The sequence below is a fragment of the Ancylobacter sp. GW821-FHT10E12 genome (genome assembly GCF_058809335.1).
Genome location: NZ_JBXASN010000005.1, coordinates 143,520 through 159,807, shown reverse-complemented (window position 1 = coordinate 159,807; position 16,288 = coordinate 143,520). Strand labels below are relative to the sequence as shown.

Genomic DNA, 16,288 nt, shown 5'->3' with positions numbered 1-16,288 from the left:
CAGAGGACTATCCTATGGCTGACAAGCCGAAATCCGGTCTCGTCATCACGGCCCATCCCGGCGATTTCGTCTGGCGTGCCGGCGGAGCGATCGCGCTGCACGCCGCGCGCGGCTTCACGATGAAGATTCTGTGCCTGTCCTATGGTGAGCGCGGCGAGAGCCAGTTCGCCTGGAAGGCAGCCGGGGTAAACATGGCCGACGTCAAGGCGCAGCGGCGCGAGGAGGCCGAACGGGCGGCGCGGATTCTCGGCGCCGAGATCGAATTCTTCGACGCCGGCGACTATCCCCTGCGCACCACGCCGGAAATGCTCGACCGGGCGATCGACGTGTTCCACGAACTGAGCCCGTCCTTCGTGCTCACCCACTCGCTCCACGATCCCTACAATGTCGACCACCCGGAGGCGACGCGCTTCGCCCAGGAGGCGCGGATCATCGCCCAGGCCGCCGGGCACAAGCCGGATCCGGCCCGCGCCTATGCCGCGCCGCCAGTGTTCCTGTTCGAGCCCCACCAGCCTGAGCAGTGCGATTACAAGCCGACGGTCATTCTCAATATCGATGAGGTCTGGGAGGCCAAGCGCAAGGCTTTCGAGGTGCTCGCCGCCCAGAAACACCTCTGGGAATATTATACCCGCGTGGCGCTCAACCGCGGCATGCAGGGCGGGCGCAATTCCGGCCGCGCGATGACGTATGGCGAAGCCTATCAGCGCCTGTTCCCCGAAGCCCTCGAGGTGCTCGCATGAACCCCGTCGTCATCCGCACGGCCAAGCGTGCCGCTGTCGCCGACATCGCCACCCTCGGCGAGCACGGCGTCGCCACCACGCACGAGGCGATGGGCCGCAGCGGTCTCATGAAACCTTACATGCGGCCGATCTATCCCGGCGCGCAGATCGCCGGCAACGCGGTCACCGTGCTCACCCAGCCGGGTGACAACTGGATGATCCATGTGGCGATCGAGCAGGTGAAGCCCGGCGATGTGCTGGTGATCGCCTGCACCACCGATAACACCGATGGCATGTTCGGCGACCTGCTCGCCACCTCGCTGAAGGCGCGCGGCGGTATCGGCGTGATCACGGATACCGGCGTGCGCGACGTGCGCGTGCTCACCGAAATGGGCCTGCCGGTATGGGCGCGGGCGATCTCGGCGAAAGGCACCGTCAAGGCGACTCCCGGCAGCGTCAACGTGCCCGTGGTCTGCGCTGGCGCGCTGGTCAATCCTGGGGACGTCATCGTAGCCGACGACGACGGCGTGGTGGTGGTGCCGCGGCTCGAGGCCGCCACCGTGGCCGGGAAGGCCGCGGCGCGCGAGGCGAACGAGGCGCAGAAGCGGGCGCGGCTCGCCTCCGGCGAGCTCGGCCTCGACATGTATGCGATGCGCGATGGGCTGGCGAAGGCGGGTCTCGTCTATATCGACGACCCCGAAGGCTAGCTCGATGCTGACGATTCTGTTCGACGGCGTCGCCTTCGGGATGCTGCTGTTCATCCTCGCCTCCGGCCTCGCCGTGACCCTCGGGTTGATGAACTTCGTCAACCTCGCCCACGGCGCCTTCGCGATGGCCGGTGGCTATGTCACGGTGATCCTGATGCAGCGCTATGGCGTGCCGTTCATCGCAACGCTGCCAGCGGCCTTCCTTGTGCCGGCGGCGATCGGGGCGGGGCTGGAGCGCAGCATCTACCGGCCGATGTACGCCAAGACCCATCTCGACCAGGTGCTGTTCTCGATCGGACTGGTGTTCATGGCGGTGACCGCCGTCGACTATGCGATGGGCTCGCAGCAGCAGCTGGTGCGCTTGCCGGCCTGGCTCCAGGGACGGTTCGACATTGCCGGCATCGGCATCGGCAAGTACCGCGCCTTCGTCATCGTCGTGTGCGGCCTGCTCGCCCTTGCCCTGCAGTCGGTGCTGGCCGGCACCCGCTTCGGCAGCCGGCTGCGGGCGGCGGTGGACGACCAGCGCGTGGCGCGCGGGCTCGGCATCAATGTCGGCGCCATCTTCACCGCGACCTTCGCCGTCGGCTCCGGCCTCGCCGGGCTCGGCGGGGCGCTCGGCGCCGAGATGCTCGGCCTCGATCCGACCTTCCCGCTGAAGTTCATGATCTACTTCCTGATCGTGGTGACCGTCGGCGGTACGTCCAGCATTACCGGCCCCTTCGTCGCGGCGCTGATGATCGGCGTCGCCGACGTGGCCGGCAAATACTACGTGCCGCAGCTCGGCGCCTTCATCATCTACCTTCTGATGGTTGCCGTGCTCGTCACCCGGCCCAATGGCCTGTTCGCGAGGTCGAGCTGATGAGCGTCTCCCTGAGTTCCGAGGCCTGCCTGCCGCTGGCGACGCGCATGGCCGCGCGGCTGGCCGCCAGCCGTCGTTGGAAAGGCGCCGAGTTCTTCTTCTGGGCGGCGGCTGTGGCGGCACCTTTCGTCATGCCGAAGGCGGCGCTGCTCCTCAACGAGATTGCCATCCTCGGCTTGTTCGCGATGTCGCTCGATCTCATCCTCGGGTTCACCGGCATCGTCTCGCTCGGCCATGCCGCTTTTCTCGGCGCGGGGGCCTATGCCGCCGGGCTGTTCGCGCTGCATGTCTCGCCGGACCCGCTGGCGGGGCTCCTCGTCGCCATGGCCGCCGCGGCGGTCTTCGGCTTCCTCGCCAGCTTCCTCGTGCTGCGCGGCAGCGACCTGACCCGGCTGATGGTGACGCTCGGCATCGCGCTGCTCGCCTATGAGGCGGCCAACGCCCTGCGGGACATTACCGGCGGCGCCGACGGGCTGCAGGGCATCGCGATGGGGCCGCTGCTCGGCCTGTTCGATTTCGACATGCGCGGCCAGACCGCCTATGCCTATTCGCTCTCCATCCTGTTCGTGCTGTTCCTCGCCGCGCGGCGGATGACGAAATCGCCCTTCGGCCTCTCGCTGCGGGCGATCCGCGACAACCGGCTGCGCGCTTCGTCCATCGGCATCGCCAGCAAGCTGCGCATCGTCACCATCTACACCATCGCCGCCGCCTATGCCGGCGCGGCGGGCGCGCTGATGGCACAGACGACGCAGTTCGTCTCGCTGGACGTGCTCGATTTCCATCGCTCGGCCGATCTCATGCTGGTCCTGATCATCGGTGGCGCGGGCTATCTCTATGGCGGGCTGATCGGCGCCGTCGTCTTCAAGGTGCTGCAGGACGCCATCGCGTCGATGACCCCGCAATATTGGCAGTTCTGGATCGGCCTTCTGCTGGTGCTGTTCATTCTCGGCGGCCGCGAGCGGCTAAACTCCCTCATCGCCGCGGCCCGGCGCCGGCTCGGCTGGAGATCCTGAGCCATGGACGCAGCCCTGAGGACGGTCAATCTCGTGAAGCGCTTCGGCGGCATCACCGCCACGAACGACGTGTCGCTCACCGTCGAGCGTGGCGCCCGTCACGCGCTGATCGGCCCCAATGGTGCCGGCAAGACCACCTTCGTCAACCAGCTTACCGGCGTGGTCCGACCGACCTCCGGCCGCATCGAGCTCGACGGGCGGGACATTACCCGTGCCTCCGGCGAGGCACGGGTGCGGCTGGGCATGAGCCGGACGTTCCAGATCAACCAGCTGTTCCGCAGCATGTCGCCGATGGAGATGCTGTTGCTGGTACTGTCGGAACAGCATCATCTCGGGTTTCGCCTGTGGCGCCGGCTCGACGCCTCCGCCGATCTCATTGCCGAAGCGGCGGCGATCGCCGAGCGGTTCCGGCTCGACGACGTGATCGACGTGGAGATCGCGACGCTGGCCTATGGCAAGCAGCGCCAGCTGGAAATCGCCGCCGCCTTCGCCGCCCGCCCGCGCGTGCTGCTGCTCGATGAGCCGGCGGCGGGCGTGCCGGAAGCCGAGCGGCACGACTTGCTGCGGACGGTGGCGGACCTGCCGGCCGATGTCAGCGTCGTCCTCATCGAGCACGACATGGACCTCGTCTTCCGCTTCGCCACCCGCATCACCGTCCTCGTCAACGGCACCGTCATCGCCGACGGTGAGCCCGGCAAGGTCGCGGCCGATCCGGCGGTGCGTGCCGCCTATCTCGGGGAGAGCCTCGATGCCTGATGTGCTCGAAGTGTCCGGCCTGTGCGCCGGCTATGGCGAGGCCGCGATCCTGCACGGCATCGATCTCGCGCTCGGCGAAGGGCGCTCGCTGGCGCTGCTCGGACGCAACGGCGTCGGCAAGACCACGCTGATCAATTCGCTCGTCGGCGTGACCCGGCGGACCGCCGGCACGATCTCGGTAGCCGGCCGCGATATTACCGGCCTCTCGCCCGAACGCCGCGCCCGCGGCGGGATCGGCTGGGTGCCGCAGGAGCGCAACATCTTCCGCTCGCTCACCGTGCTGGAAAACCTGACCGCCGTCGCGCTGCCCGGCGCCTGGACGCCGGAGCGGGTGTTCGAGATGTTCCCGCGGCTCGCCGAGCGCCGGAAGAACCTCGGCAACCAGCTCTCCGGCGGCGAGCAGCAGATGCTCGCCATCGGCCGGGCGCTGGTGCTCAACCCGAAAGTGCTGCTGCTGGACGAGCCGACCGAGGGCCTCGCCCCCATCATCGTCGAGGAACTCCTACGCGCGCTGAGGCGGATATTCCTCGACGAGGGCATTGCCGGCATCGTGGTCGAGCAGCATGCCCAGAAGATCCTGAGGATGACGGACCAGGCGATCATTCTTGACCGCGGCCGCGTGGTGTACCGCGCGACGAGCCGCGACCTGCTGGCCGACAATGATGCACTGCAGGCCTTTCTTGGCGTCGCTGCCCAACCGCCGGCGGCTCCGCCCGGCGATCGCCGCCTCGCCTGAACCTTGGACGAGCCAAACGTTCAACGACGTAGATGCCCAACGATATGCCGGCCCCCAGGGCTGCAGAGGAACGCCATGACACCGGAACCGATCTTCGACGTCGCCCATCTCGCCCATGTCGAGCTGCTGACGAACCAGCCGGAGCAAAGCCTCGACTTCTTCGTCAATCTGATAGGCCTGACCGAGAGCGGCCGAGAGGGCGATTCCGTCTATCTCAGGGCGTGGGACGACTACGAGTTCCATTCGCTGAAGCTGACGGCCTCCCACACCACCGGCGTCGGCCATATCGGCTATCGCGCCACCAGCGAGCAGGGGCTGCTGCGGCGCGTCGCCGCCATCGAGGCGATGGGCGCCGGCCTCGGCTGGACCGAGGGCGATCTCGGCCACGGGCGCTCCTATCGCTTCCTCGACCCGGACGGCCACGTGTTCGAGATCTATTTCGACACCCGCAAATATGTGGCGCCGCTCTCCGAGCGACCGGCACTGAAGAACCAGGCCCAGCGCAAGCATGGTCGCGGCGCCGGGGTGCGCCGGATCGACCACGTGAACCTGCTGGCAAGGGATGTCGGCGCCATTCGCGATTTCCTGCCGAAGGCGCTGGGCAGCCGTGTGACCGAACAGATCGTGCTCGATTCCGGCGAGGTGGCCGGCTGCTGGTTCACGGTCAACAACAAGACCTACGACATCGCCTACACGCGGGACTTCACCGGCAGCAGCGGGCGCTTCCACCATGTGACCTACGCGGTCGACCAGCGCGAACAAGTGCTTGAGGCCGCCGACCTGTTCCTCGAGAACGGCGTCCATATCGAGACCGGCCCGCACAAGCACGCGGTGCAGCAGACCTTCTTCCTCTATGTCTACGAGCCGGCCGGCAACCGGGTCGAGGTCGCCAATGCCGGCGCCCGGCTGATCCTCGACCCCGACTGGCAGACGGTCACCTGGACCGAAACCGAGCGCAGGAAGGGCCAGGCCTGGGGCTTGAAGACGATCGAGAGTTTCCACACACACGGCACGCCGCCGGTCGTATCAGCCGGACATTGAGGGATCTGGCCTGCCGTTCAGGCGAAGCTGGCTTGCGGCTTGCGTCGGTTCGGCAGCGGGATCGTCGTGGCGGAACGGCCCGGCCTCGATCGCGTGCCAATGCCCATGCGGCCTGCCGGCCTTGAGCCGCGTCAGCGCCATGCGGGTGCATTCGAATGTGACGCTGGCGAGATCCGCGCTCCAGCGATGCGGGCCGGGCCGGCCAGCTTGCGCAGCCGAGCGCGGTGCAGGGGCCGGCAGGTGTCAGCCCGCTCCAGCCTGCCCTGACAGCCACCCCGATTTCGGAATCACCACGGCCCAATCCGCGCCGGACGACGCCGGGCTCGCCATGTGCTTCCGAAGGGCCAAACGCGGAAGGGTACGCACCGCACCGGGCGAGCGACGCGAGCTATCCAATTCATATCAAAAGGAGAAATTTGGTGGAGCCAGGCGGAATCGAACCGCCGACCTCTTGAATGCCATTCAAGCGCTCTCCCAACTGAGCTATGGCCCCACCGGGGGCGTCGGGCGTGCGAGCGTCACGGAAGTGGCTCGCTTGGGGATCGCCCGACTTGTCGCGGCGGCGTCAACCGCCGCGGGACGCCCGTAAAGCACACGGCGAAGGAGACTGCAAGCCTCCAATTCGCATCTTGTGCCTTCATCAAGCGCTTTCAGCCTTCCTCGTCGTCCTCGATGCCGTCGCCGATCAGGTCGGTGACGTCGTCGTCGCCGTCCTCATCCTCTTCGAGGAAGGTGTCGTCGTCATCGCCATCGGCCTCGACTTCGTCGTCGATCTCGATGTCGTCGTCGGTCGCCGCCGCCTTGGCCGGGGTAGCGGCCTCCTCGTCGGCATCCTCCAGCGACACCAGTTCGACGTCCTCGACCTCCTCCGTCTCGGGATCCGCCTCGGCTACGGCCGCGCGGGCGGGTTCGGGGCGGCCGCGGGAAATCGGCACGGTGATCGGCACGATCTGCCCGGTATAGGGCGAGATCACCGGATCCTTGTTCAGATCGTAGAATTTGCGCCCGGTTACGGGGCAGACACGCTTGGTGCCAAGTTCGGGTTTCACCACGGTTAGGACCTCGGAAGGTGGTGGGTGAAAAGGGTTGCTCCCATTGAACGCAGGTTCCGGCGCTGTCAAGCTGCAATTGCAGAACCCGTGACGGGGCTCACGCGGGCGTGTTAGGACAGCGGCGCGCTAGAATCCATGCTCCGTCCGAGGTGCCTTACATGAGTGCCGTTGCCTCCCATTCGAGCGGACACGCCGCCGCGCCTGCCCCTGCGACCGCGTCCCGATCCGGCGCGCTCGAAGGTTCGGTGAAGGTGCCGGGCGACAAATCCGTCTCGCACCGCGCGCTCATCTTCGGGGCCCTGGCCATTGGCGAGACGCGGATTTCCGGCCTTCTCGAAGGCGAGGACGTGCTCAACACCGCCAAGGTCTGCGCCGCGCTCGGCGCCCGGGTGGAGCGGCTCGGCGCGGGGGAATGGCGCGTCCAGGGCGTCGGCATCGGCGGCCTGCGCGCCCCGGCCGCCGCGCTCGATTTCGGCAATTCCGGCACCGGCGCCCGGCTGATGATGGGCATGGTGGCCGGCAGTCCCATCGAGGCGACCTTCGACGGCGATGCCAGCCTGCGCCGCCGCCCCATGCGCCGCATCCTCGATCCGTTGGAGCGCATGGGCGTCGAGGTGGTGGAGGCGGCCGAAGGCGGGCGCCTGCCCATTCGTCTCAAGGGGCCGCTCGACCTCATCCCCGTCGTCTATGAAAGCCCGGTCGCCTCGGCGCAGATCAAGTCGGCCGTGCTGCTCGCCGGCCTCGGCGCGCCGGGCGAGACGGTGCTGATCGAGAAGGAGGCGAGCCGCGACCATACCGAGCGCATGCTCGCGCATTTCGGTGCCGACATAAGGGTGGAGCCCCATGGCGCACACGGCCGCAGGGTGACGCTGAAGGGCCGGCCGGAACTGAAGCCGGCGCCGATCCACGTGCCGGCCGACCCGTCTTCCGCCGCCTTCCCGCTGGTCGCGGCGCTGATCGTGCCGGGCTCGGAGGTCGTCATCAACGGGGTGATGACCAATCCGCTGCGGACCGGATTGTTCAAGACTCTCATGGAGATGGGGGCCTCCATCGAGCTTCTCGGCGAGCGGGTCGAGGGCGGCGAGAGCGTCGCCGACCTGCGCGTGCGGGCCTCCGACCTCACGGGCGTCGACGTGCCGGCCGAGCGGGCGCCTTCGATGATCGACGAGTACCCGGTCCTCGCGGTCGCGGCCTCCTTCGCCCGCGGCACCACGCGGATGCGCGGGCTTTCCGAGCTCCGGGTGAAGGAATCCGACCGGCTGGCGGCGGTGGCGGCCGGCCTCGCACAGGCGGGCGTCGCCTATTCCATCGAGGGCGACGACCTCATCGTCGAGGGGACCGGCGCGGTCGCGGGCGGCGGCACCGTCGCCACCCATATGGACCACCGCATCGCCATGAGCTTCCTGGTAATGGGGCTCGCTTCCAGCAAGCCTATGAAAATAGACGACATTTCCTTCGTCGCCACCAGCTTCCCCGCCTTCGTGCCGCTGATGACCGGCCTCGGCGCGGCGATCGAGGCGGTTGCATGATCATCGCCATCGACGGGCCGGCGGCATCGGGAAAGGGCACCGTCGCCCGCGCGCTGGCGGCGCATTTCGGGCTGCCGCATCTCGATACCGGCCTGCTCTATCGTGCTGTCGGCCGTGAGGTTTTGGCCCGCGGCCTCGATTTTTCCGACATTCCCGCCCTTGTCGGGCTGGCCGCCGCGCTGGAGGTGAATGCCCTCGACCCGGAGGCGCTGAAGGCCGGTCCCGTGGGGGAGGCGGCCTCGCGCGTCGCGGAAATTCCCGAGGTTCGTCAAGCACTTATACAGCTCCAGCGCGACTTCGCCGGCCAGCCCGGCGGGGCGGTGCTGGACGGGCGCGACATCGCCACCGTCATCGCGCCGCAGGCGGAGGTGAAGATCTTCGTCACCGCGACGCCGGAAGCCCGCGCCGCCCGGCGCTTTTCCGAGCTTTCCGCCCGCGGCGAAGACGTGACGGCGCATTCGGTGCTGGAGGATATTCTCAAGCGCGATCAACGTGATACAGGCCGCGCCAATGCCCCGCTGGTGCGGGCGCCGGACGCGGTGCTGCTGGACAATACCGGGCTCGACAAGCACGCCAGCATCGCCCGCGCGCTGGCCATCGTCGCCGAGCGAACCGGAGGCCGATCGGATGTCCGGTGAGGATGGTGCGGTGTACGGTGAGGCCGGGAATTTCGAAACCGGGACCGATCGGCGCGGTTCGCCCGACGAGACCAGCGCCGAGCGGCTCGCCCGCGGCCATGAGCGGCTGGGCCGGATCACCGGGCGCTCCGGCGAGGAGGTGATGGCGGCGATGGCCGACGTCGCCCCCGACTTCGCCCGCTATATTTTCGAGTTCGGCTATGGCGACATCTATTCCCGCCCCGGGCTCGACCTGCGCACCCGCATGCTCGCCACCGTCGCCGGCCTGGTCTGCCTCGGCCATGCCCAGCGCGAGCTGGAGGTGCATATCGGCTCGGCGCTGAATTGCGGCGCCTCCCGCGAGGAAGTGGTGGAGACCATCATGCAGATGGCGCTCTATGCCGGCTTCCCCGCCGCGCTCGACGCGCTGTTCGTCGCCCGCCGCGTCTTCGCCGCCCGCGACGCCGTGCCCCCGGCGGCGGAAAAATGACCCGCCGCGTCCTCGTCATCGGCATCGGCATGGGCGACCCCTCCTCGCTCACCCTGCGGGCGGTGGCGGCGATCAACCGGGCGGATCTGTTCTTCCTGCTCGACAAGGGCGAGGCGGCGGCCGAGCTGATCCACCTGCGCGAGGCGATCCTGACCACGCACCGCCGCGCGCCCTGGCGCAGCGTCACCGCGGCAAGTCCGGCACGGGAGAAGGGCGGCGGCTACCGCGCCGGCGTGGAGGCCTGGCACGCGGCGCGGGCGGCGCTGCTGGCCGGGCTGATCGCGAGCGAGCTGCCGGAGGACGGGGTCGGGGCGCTGCTCGTCTGGGGCGACCCGATGCTCTACGATTCCACGCTGCGGGTGCTGGAGGCGGCGCGGGGACTGGGCGCCGCGTTCGAGATCGAGGTGGTGCCGGGCATCACCGCCGTGCAGGCGCTGTGCGCGGCGCACGGGATCCCGCTCAACGGCATCGGCGAGAATGTGGAGGTGACCACCGGGCGGCGCGTGGCCGCGAAGACGCCCGACGCGCCGGCCTTCGTGGTGCTGCTCGACGACGGCATGGGCCTGCGCGCCGCGATGGAGCGCGGCGAGCCGCTCGACATCTGGTGGGGGGCCTATCTGGGCACGCCCGACGAGATGCTGCTGGCGGGGCGGCTGTCGGATGTCGGGGAGGAGATCCTGCGTGCGCGGGCCGAGGCGCGGGCGCGCAAGGGCTGGGTCATGGACGTGTGGCTGGGACGGGAGGCTGCGGCGCGGGCGGGCTGACGGTCCGGGGCGGGATGGCGCATGACGCTTCCGCAACGACCGGTGCTGCCGCATGATCGTGCCCTACCGGCCTGCTTTCGGGTCGGCCCCGCCCCTGCGCGCCGGAGACCGACCATGGCCGACAATGTTCCCGTCCCGCTACCCGACATCCAGGCGGGCTACGTGCCGACCCATCCCGAGGAGATCCACGGCGACTACGACCTGCGGATCGGCAGCTTCATCCGGCTGCAGGGCACCGGGCGGATCACCCCGGCCGGGCTGGTCTGCGGCGGCATCTGCGCTGCGACGGTGCTGCTCGCGACAGCGGTGCTGGTACGGGCGGCGCGCTCGCGGGGGTAGGCGCTGCCGCGCGGGGGGCGGGAGGGCCGTGTGCGGTGGGGCCGTATCCAGGCACGCCGGACGAGATGCTGATGGCCCGAAGGCCACCCTATGCTGAAATGAGAGCGAGCGCTGATGTCGCAACCCTATATCAAAATTTAAGAGGGCCTTGATCTATTTGTAATTCGAGTTCGACTTGAAATTCAAATATCGATCTGCTTCATTAAATAGCAATTCGCCGAATTCAGTAGTTTCTTTAGTCATTCCGATACGGCTTACGTGAATATAGGCCTCGGAAATCAGCAACGCATCCTCCCGTATTCGAATATAAATTCGGCATTCATTTTGCTTGAATGCAATGTGCGGCTTCAGCTTGGTTGGTCATGAAGCCTATGGTGCTCCCCGTTCAAGAGGCGCACGATCGTGACTCGAATTTCGCAGTCGGTATCTTCAACGGGCATCTTCCTCTTAATCCCTTCATTCGCTTGCCATCCCCCTCCCCTTGGCTTATGACACGCGCGTCCGGGCGTCCTCACAAGGATCAGCCGTCGCGGGCGGGCCGGGGATGCGGGAAGCGCGTCCCTGCTATCGGAGGATAGCCCGCCGCGCTTCCGATCCGGCCGCCGCAGGACCGATCGATTTCCGGCCCTCGTCAGCGGCCGTCCGCCTTCCCATATAATGGCTCGTGAAGCCGGTCGCGCCGCCCGTTCGGGTGGCCGCCGGCAGGCATCGCCCCTGCCGGGCGTCGCCGCGAGCCTTCCGGTGCCCGGTCTCCGCCTGGGCGGGCCGGCCGGATGGGAAGCGGGCCGCCGGCACGGCCGAAACCTATCGTCGCTCCGCCACGGCCACCGCGCCGGGTCTTTCGGGGGTCGCACCCCGGAAGGCTGCACCGGGACCGCCAGACCCGTTGCCCGTGGCGAAGACGACGTCCATCAACCCGTCCGGCGCAATCCCTGGCTCAGGAGCATCTATGTCCGCTACTCAAACCGCACTTGCGTCCCGCGACGATTTCGCCGCGATGCTCGAAGAGAGCTTCTCTCTCGCCGAACCCGCCGAAGGCTCGGTGGTCAAGGGCATCGTCGTCGCCATCGAAAAGGACCTCGCCATCATCGACATCGGTCTGAAGACCGAAGGCCGCGTGGCGCTGCGTGAATTTGCCGGCCCCGGCCGCGACCAGCAGATCAAGGTCGGCGACGAGGTCGAAGTCTATCTCGAGCGCGTCGAGAACGCGCTCGGCGAGGCCGTGCTGTCGCGCGACAAGGCCCGCCGCGAAGAGAGCTGGGTCCGTCTCGAGAAGGCGTTCAACGCCACCGAGAAGGTCACCGGCGTGATCTTCAACCAGGTGAAGGGCGGCTTCACCGTCGATCTCGACGGCGCCGTGGCCTTCCTGCCGCGCTCGCAGGTCGACATCCGCCCGATCCGCGACGTCGGCCCGCTGATGCACAACCCACAGCCGTTCCAGATCCTGAAGATGGACCGTCGCCGCGGCAACATCGTGGTCTCGCGCCGCACGGTTCTCGAAGAGACCCGCGCCGAGCAGCGCCACGAGCTGGTGCAGAACCTCGAAGAGGGCCAGGTCATCGACGGCGTGGTCAAGAACATCACCGATTACGGTGCGTTCGTCGACCTCGGCGGCATTGACGGCCTGCTGCACGTCACCGACATCGCCTGGCGCCGCGTCAACCACCCGACCGAGGTGCTGAACATCGGCCAGACGGTCAAGGTGAAGATCATCAAGATCAACCACGAGACCCACCGCATCTCGCTCGGCATGAAGCAGCTGCTCGGCGATCCGTGGGAGGGCATCGAGGCCAAGTACCCGGTCGAGGCCCGCTTCAAGGGTCGCGTCACCAACATCACCGACTACGGCGCGTTCGTCGAGCTGGAGCCGGGGATCGAGGGCCTGATCCACGTCTCCGAGATGAGCTGGACCAAGAAGAACGTCCATCCCGGCAAGATCGTCTCCACCTCGCAGGAAGTGGAAGTGGCGATCCTCGAGGTGGATCCGGTCAAGCGCCGCATCTCGCTCGGCCTCAAGCAGACCCTGCAGAACCCGTGGGATGCCTTCGCCGAGAAGTATCCGGCCGGCTCCACCGTCGAAGGCGAAGTCAAGAACAAGACCGAGTTCGGCCTGTTCCTCGGCCTCGACGGCGACGTGGACGGCATGGTGCATCTCTCGGACCTCGACTGGAACCGTCCGGGCGAGCAGGTCATCGACGAGTTCAAGAAGGGCGACGTGATCAAGGCGGTCGTCCTCGACGTGGACGTCGACAAGGAGCGCATCTCGCTCGGCGTGAAGCAGCTGGCCGGCGACCCCTTCGCCGATGCCGGCGAGCTGAAGAAGGGCGCGATCGTCACCTGCGAAGTCACCGACGTGAAGGACGGCGGCGTCGAGGTGAAGATCATCGGCACCGACATGTCGACCTTCGTGAAGCGCTCGGAACTGGCCCGCGACCGCGGCGACCAGCGCCCGGACCGCTTCGCCGTCGGCGAGAAGTTCGATGCCCGCGTCATCCTGTTCGACCGCAAGGCGCGCAAGGTGCAGGTCTCGATCAAGGCGCTCGAGATCGCCGAGGAGAAGGAAGCCGTGGCCCAGTTCGGCTCGCAGGATTCCGGGGCGTCGCTGGGCGACATCCTCGGCGCCGCGCTGAAGAAGGCCAACGAGAAGGCCGACTGAGCGGAATCCGCTCGATCGCCTGATCGATGAAGAATGAGACGGCCGGCGTGGCGACACGCCGGCCGTTTTGCTTATGGGGGCCGGGAATGATCGCCCGCGCCTGCGCGGCATCCCGCCCGATCGGGGATGGCGGCTCCACCGGGATCCTAGATCGAGGGCGGCGGCTCCACCGCCGGCGGCAGGCTGTCGGGCGGCAGTTCCTGCGGCGTGTCGCCGGGGCGGATATCCGGCTCGCCGCGGCCGGGCGGGGGAATGTCGGGACCGCGATCCGGCGGATTGGGGTCCTCCACCGGCGCCGGCGGGCTGTCCGGCGTCTCGGCCGGGGCGGGAATGTCCGGCCCGCCGGGCTCGGGCGTGCGCGGCGGCTCCGGCAGGTCCGGGGCGGCGGGCTCGGGAATGTTCGGATCGACGGCGCTCGGTACGGTCATGGCGTCCTCCTGTGTCACGAAGAGAACGGGCCGAGGCGCACCGGGGTTCCGGTCCGTCGCCCGGCCGTGCCCGGCGATGCTTCGGCGCCGGCCGAAATGTCAAGGGCTGACCGGACGGCCGGCGGCTGCTAGCCTCGGTTCGGTCGAGGTGGACGACCTTGGCGGGGAAAATGCGCGCGCGAGCGGCGCTCGGGGCGGCCCGCGTCGCTCGGAGGCGCCGCTCCGGGCGGAAAGGGTGCGAGGATCGGGCCATGGCGCAGATCGTTTCGGGAAGCCAGATCGCCGAAATCGCCGCGCTGGTCGGCGATCCCGCCCGCGCCAACATGCTGATGGCGCTGATGGGCGGCCGGGCGCTGACCGCCGGCGAACTGGCGCGCCATGCCGGCGTGACCGCGCAGACCACCAGCGGCCATCTCGCCCGGCTGGCTTCGACGCGGCTGGTGACGGTGTCGAAACAGGGCCGGCACCGCTATTACCGGCTCGCCTCGCCGGAGATCGCCGAGGTGATGCACGCGCTGACGCTGGCGGCGAGCGTGGGTCCGCCGCGCCACCGCCCCGCGGGTCCGCGCGACGAGGCGCTGCGGCTGGCCCGCAGCTGCTACGACCATCTGGCCGGCCGGCTGGCGCTGGCGCTCGCCGATGCGCTCGCCGCGCAGGGCCTCGTCGCGCAGTCGGACGACATGGCGGCCCTGACGCCGGAAGGGCGGGGATTCTTTGCCGACTTCGGGCTCGACCTGCGGGAGAAGCCGGGCATGCGCCGCCCGCTCTGCCGGACCTGCCTCGACTGGAGCGAGCGCCGGCCGCATCTCGCCGGGCGGCTCGGCTCGGCGCTGCTCGACAGGCTGATCGAGCTCGGCTGGCTGGCGCGCGTGGCCGACAGCCGGGCGCTGGCGGTGACCCGTGCCGGCGAGGCGGGGCTCGCGGCGCAGTTCCGGCTGCCCGCCGACTGGCGCTGCGATCCGTTGGCGCCGGCTGCCCGCGCGGCCTGAGGCGGGGCGGCGAGAGGCCGCCCGCCGCCTACCGCACCCGCGCGGGGTTGCCGACCGCCTTCGCTCCCGCCGGCACGTCCCTGGTCACCACCGCGCCGGCACCGACCAGCGCGTCGTCGCCGATGGTCACGCCCGGCAGAATAATGGCCCCGGCGCCGATCCAGACATTGCGCCCGATGGAAACCTTGCGGCCGAATTCGAGGCCGGAGCGTCGCTCGCCGGCGTCGCGCGGGTGGTCGGCGGTGAGGATCTGCACCCCCGGCCCGATCTGCGTGCCGTCGCCGATGCGCACCTCGACCACGTCGAGGATCACGCAGTTGAAATTGAGGAACACCCCGGCGCCGAGCCGGATGTTGAAGCCGTAGTCGCAATGGAAGGGCGGGCGCACCACGGTGCCGGCGCCGACCGCCCCGAGCCGCTGGCGCAGCAGCGCGCCGCGCGCGGCTTCCGGCAGGCCCAGCGAGGCATTGTAGCGCGCCATCCAGGCGAAGGCGGCGGCCTGGCAGGCCTGAATTTCCGGGTCGCCGGCGTGGTAGAGCTCGCCGGCGAGCATCTTCTCGAACTCGCTCGGGGGCATGAAATCGCTCTGAAGCTTGAGGGCGGCCTGCGCCATGTCTGTCGTCCGGCTTGTATCGCCCGGCCGGGCGAGGGGCCATCGACTAGCGGAGTTCCGCCCTGCCCGGAAGCGCCGGCGCCATCACGTTTGGCGACGCTTTGAATCGCGGGGACGAACGCCGGCGGCGGGCGGGTCTAAAGCTTCCGTTCATGCTTCCGCGGGGCGGGCCGGCGCCGCGTCCCGCCGGTCAGAACTCGACGTCGAGCTCTTCCATCTCGTCCGGCTCCACCCGCGCGTCCCCGCTCCATTCCAGCATCGGCGGGAAGGCCAGCATGGTCTTGCAATAGGCGGCGCTCAGCGGGTCGAGCGGCACGTCATAGGTGGCGAAGCGCGAGCAGACCGGCGCGTACATCGCATCCGCCATGGTCGGGGCGGCGCCGAACAGATAGGGGCCGCCATAGGTCTTGAGGCACTCGTTCCAGATGGCGACGATGCGCTGGATGTCGCCCTGCGCCCCGGTCCACACCTTGAAGCCGGGATGGCGCGCCTTGATGTTCATCGGCAGCGCCGAGCGCAGATTGGCGAAGCCGGAATGCATCTCGCCGCAGATCGAGCGGCAATGCGAGCGCGCCGCCTGATCGCTAGGCAGAAGCCCGGCCTCTGGCGCGATTTCATGCAGGTACTCGGCAATGGCGAGCGTGTCCCAGATGCGTAGCCCCCGATGGTCCAGCCGCGGCACCAGGAAGGAGGAGGACTGCAGCAGCAACTCGGCGCGGATGCTGGGATCGTCGGCGGAAACCCGCGCCTCCTCGAAGGCGAGGCCGGCCATGCGGCACAGCAGGAATCCGCGCAGCGACCATGAGGAATAGTTCTTGCTACTCAGCGTCAGCGTCGCCGCCGCAGGCGAGCGGGCGCGCGGAGCGGAGCTTTCGGTGGTTTCGGGTGTTGACGAGGATGCGGCCTTGCCGGCCGGCGATGTGCGGGCCGAAGCCTTCCCGGCCGAAGCCTTACCGGCGGCTGCAGGCTGTGCGGGAGCC

18 protein-coding genes and 1 tRNA gene are annotated in these 16,288 nt (G+C 68.7%); 14 read left to right on the top strand and 5 right to left on the bottom strand.

What is annotated here, in order from left to right; all coding sequences use genetic code 11:
- The first annotated feature begins 14 nt into the window (after positions 1-14).
- The 7 genes from AC1RU4_RS08550 (at position 15) to AC1RU4_RS08520 (ending at position 5,831) form a co-directional block, all read left to right on the top strand.
- Positions 15-740, top strand: a complete 726-nt coding sequence (locus AC1RU4_RS08550) for a PIG-L deacetylase family protein (RefSeq protein ID WP_492890635.1) — start codon at positions 15-17, stop codon at positions 738-740.
- Entirely contained in the window at positions 737-1,426 is a 690-nt protein-coding gene (locus AC1RU4_RS08545) for a 4-carboxy-4-hydroxy-2-oxoadipate aldolase/oxaloacetate decarboxylase (protein ID WP_492890634.1), read from the top strand. Before AC1RU4_RS08550 ends, AC1RU4_RS08545 begins: the two co-directional genes overlap by 4 nt.
- A 4-nt stretch (positions 1,427-1,430) precedes the next feature.
- Positions 1,431-2,285 (top strand): branched-chain amino acid ABC transporter permease, encoded by an 855-nt coding sequence (locus tag AC1RU4_RS08540; protein ID WP_492890633.1) that lies wholly within the window; start codon positions 1,431-1,433, stop codon positions 2,283-2,285.
- 47 nt (positions 2,286-2,332) lie between these two features.
- Entirely contained in the window at positions 2,333-3,298 is a 966-nt protein-coding gene (locus AC1RU4_RS08535) for a branched-chain amino acid ABC transporter permease (RefSeq protein WP_492890767.1), read from the top strand.
- Between the two features lie 3 nt (positions 3,299-3,301).
- The gene (locus AC1RU4_RS08530) at positions 3,302-4,054 is read left to right on the top strand and encodes an ABC transporter ATP-binding protein (protein WP_492890632.1); all 753 of its coding nucleotides are present in this window, start codon (positions 3,302-3,304) and stop codon (positions 4,052-4,054) included.
- Positions 4,047-4,790 carry an ABC transporter ATP-binding protein gene (locus AC1RU4_RS08525; protein ID WP_492890631.1) on the top strand — a complete coding sequence of 248 codons (744 nt, stop codon included), beginning with the start codon at positions 4,047-4,049 and terminating at the stop codon, positions 4,788-4,790. Before AC1RU4_RS08530 ends, AC1RU4_RS08525 begins: the two co-directional genes overlap by 8 nt.
- Positions 4,791-4,865: 75 nt before the next feature.
- Positions 4,866-5,831: a catechol 2,3-dioxygenase gene (locus AC1RU4_RS08520; protein WP_492890630.1), complete on the top strand. Its 966-nt coding sequence runs from the start codon at positions 4,866-4,868 to the stop codon at positions 5,829-5,831.
- Between the two features lie 417 nt (positions 5,832-6,248).
- Here the strand turns inward: AC1RU4_RS08520 and AC1RU4_RS08515 are convergent.
- Together AC1RU4_RS08515 and AC1RU4_RS08510 are read right to left on the bottom strand one after the other, a co-directional pair.
- Positions 6,249-6,324, bottom strand: a tRNA-Ala gene (locus AC1RU4_RS08515).
- Between the two features lie 157 nt (positions 6,325-6,481).
- Entirely contained in the window at positions 6,482-6,883 is a 402-nt protein-coding gene (locus tag AC1RU4_RS08510) for a TIGR02300 family protein (protein WP_492890629.1), read from the bottom strand.
- A 158-nt stretch (positions 6,884-7,041) separates the two neighbouring features.
- Here AC1RU4_RS08510 and aroA point away from each other — a divergent pair, with 158 nt between their 5' ends.
- The 6 genes from aroA to rpsA all read left to right on the top strand — a co-directional run bounded on the left by aroA (position 7,042) and on the right by rpsA (position 13,278).
- Complete coding sequence (gene aroA, locus AC1RU4_RS08505) at positions 7,042-8,412, top strand: 3-phosphoshikimate 1-carboxyvinyltransferase (protein WP_492890628.1); 1,371 nt, start codon at positions 7,042-7,044, stop codon at positions 8,410-8,412.
- The gene (gene cmk, locus AC1RU4_RS08500; protein ID WP_492890627.1) at positions 8,409-9,050 is read left to right on the top strand and encodes a (d)CMP kinase; all 642 of its coding nucleotides are present in this window, start codon (positions 8,409-8,411) and stop codon (positions 9,048-9,050) included. The genes aroA and cmk overlap by 4 nt, the downstream gene beginning before the upstream one ends.
- Complete coding sequence (locus tag AC1RU4_RS08495; protein WP_492890626.1) at positions 9,040-9,519, top strand: carboxymuconolactone decarboxylase family protein; 480 nt, start codon at positions 9,040-9,042, stop codon at positions 9,517-9,519. The genes cmk and AC1RU4_RS08495 overlap by 11 nt, the downstream gene beginning before the upstream one ends.
- Entirely contained in the window at positions 9,516-10,283 is a 768-nt protein-coding gene (cobF, locus tag AC1RU4_RS08490) for a precorrin-6A synthase (deacetylating) (RefSeq protein WP_492890625.1), read from the top strand. Before AC1RU4_RS08495 ends, cobF begins: the two co-directional genes overlap by 4 nt.
- A 114-nt stretch (positions 10,284-10,397) precedes the next feature.
- Positions 10,398-10,622 (top strand): hypothetical protein, encoded by a 225-nt coding sequence (locus tag AC1RU4_RS08485; RefSeq protein ID WP_492890624.1) that lies wholly within the window; start codon positions 10,398-10,400, stop codon positions 10,620-10,622.
- A gap of 949 nt (positions 10,623-11,571) precedes the next feature.
- Entirely contained in the window at positions 11,572-13,278 is a 1,707-nt protein-coding gene (rpsA, locus tag AC1RU4_RS08480; protein WP_492890623.1) for a 30S ribosomal protein S1, read from the top strand.
- Between the two features lie 146 nt (positions 13,279-13,424).
- Here the strand turns inward: rpsA and AC1RU4_RS08475 are convergent, their stop codons facing one another.
- A complete protein-coding gene (locus tag AC1RU4_RS08475) occupies positions 13,425-13,706 on the bottom strand; it encodes a hypothetical protein (protein ID WP_492890622.1) in 282 nt (93 codons plus the stop codon).
- A 251-nt stretch (positions 13,707-13,957) separates the two neighbouring features.
- On the opposite strand from AC1RU4_RS08475, the gene AC1RU4_RS08470 reads away from it, so the two are divergent.
- On the top strand, positions 13,958-14,695 hold the full coding sequence (locus tag AC1RU4_RS08470; RefSeq protein WP_492890621.1) for an ArsR/SmtB family transcription factor: 738 nt from the start codon (positions 13,958-13,960) through the stop codon (positions 14,693-14,695).
- Positions 14,696-14,723: 28 nt separating this feature from the next.
- Here the strand turns inward: AC1RU4_RS08470 and AC1RU4_RS08465 are convergent, their stop codons facing one another.
- Positions 14,724-15,272 carry a sugar O-acetyltransferase gene (locus AC1RU4_RS08465; RefSeq protein ID WP_492890766.1) on the bottom strand — a complete coding sequence of 183 codons (549 nt, stop codon included), beginning with the start codon at positions 15,270-15,272 and terminating at the stop codon, positions 14,724-14,726.
- Positions 15,273-15,498: 226 nt separating this feature from the next.
- Positions 15,499-16,140 (bottom strand): glutathione S-transferase, encoded by a 642-nt coding sequence (locus AC1RU4_RS08460; RefSeq protein ID WP_492890764.1) that lies wholly within the window; start codon positions 16,138-16,140, stop codon positions 15,499-15,501.
- Positions 16,141-16,288: the final 148 nt, after the last annotated feature.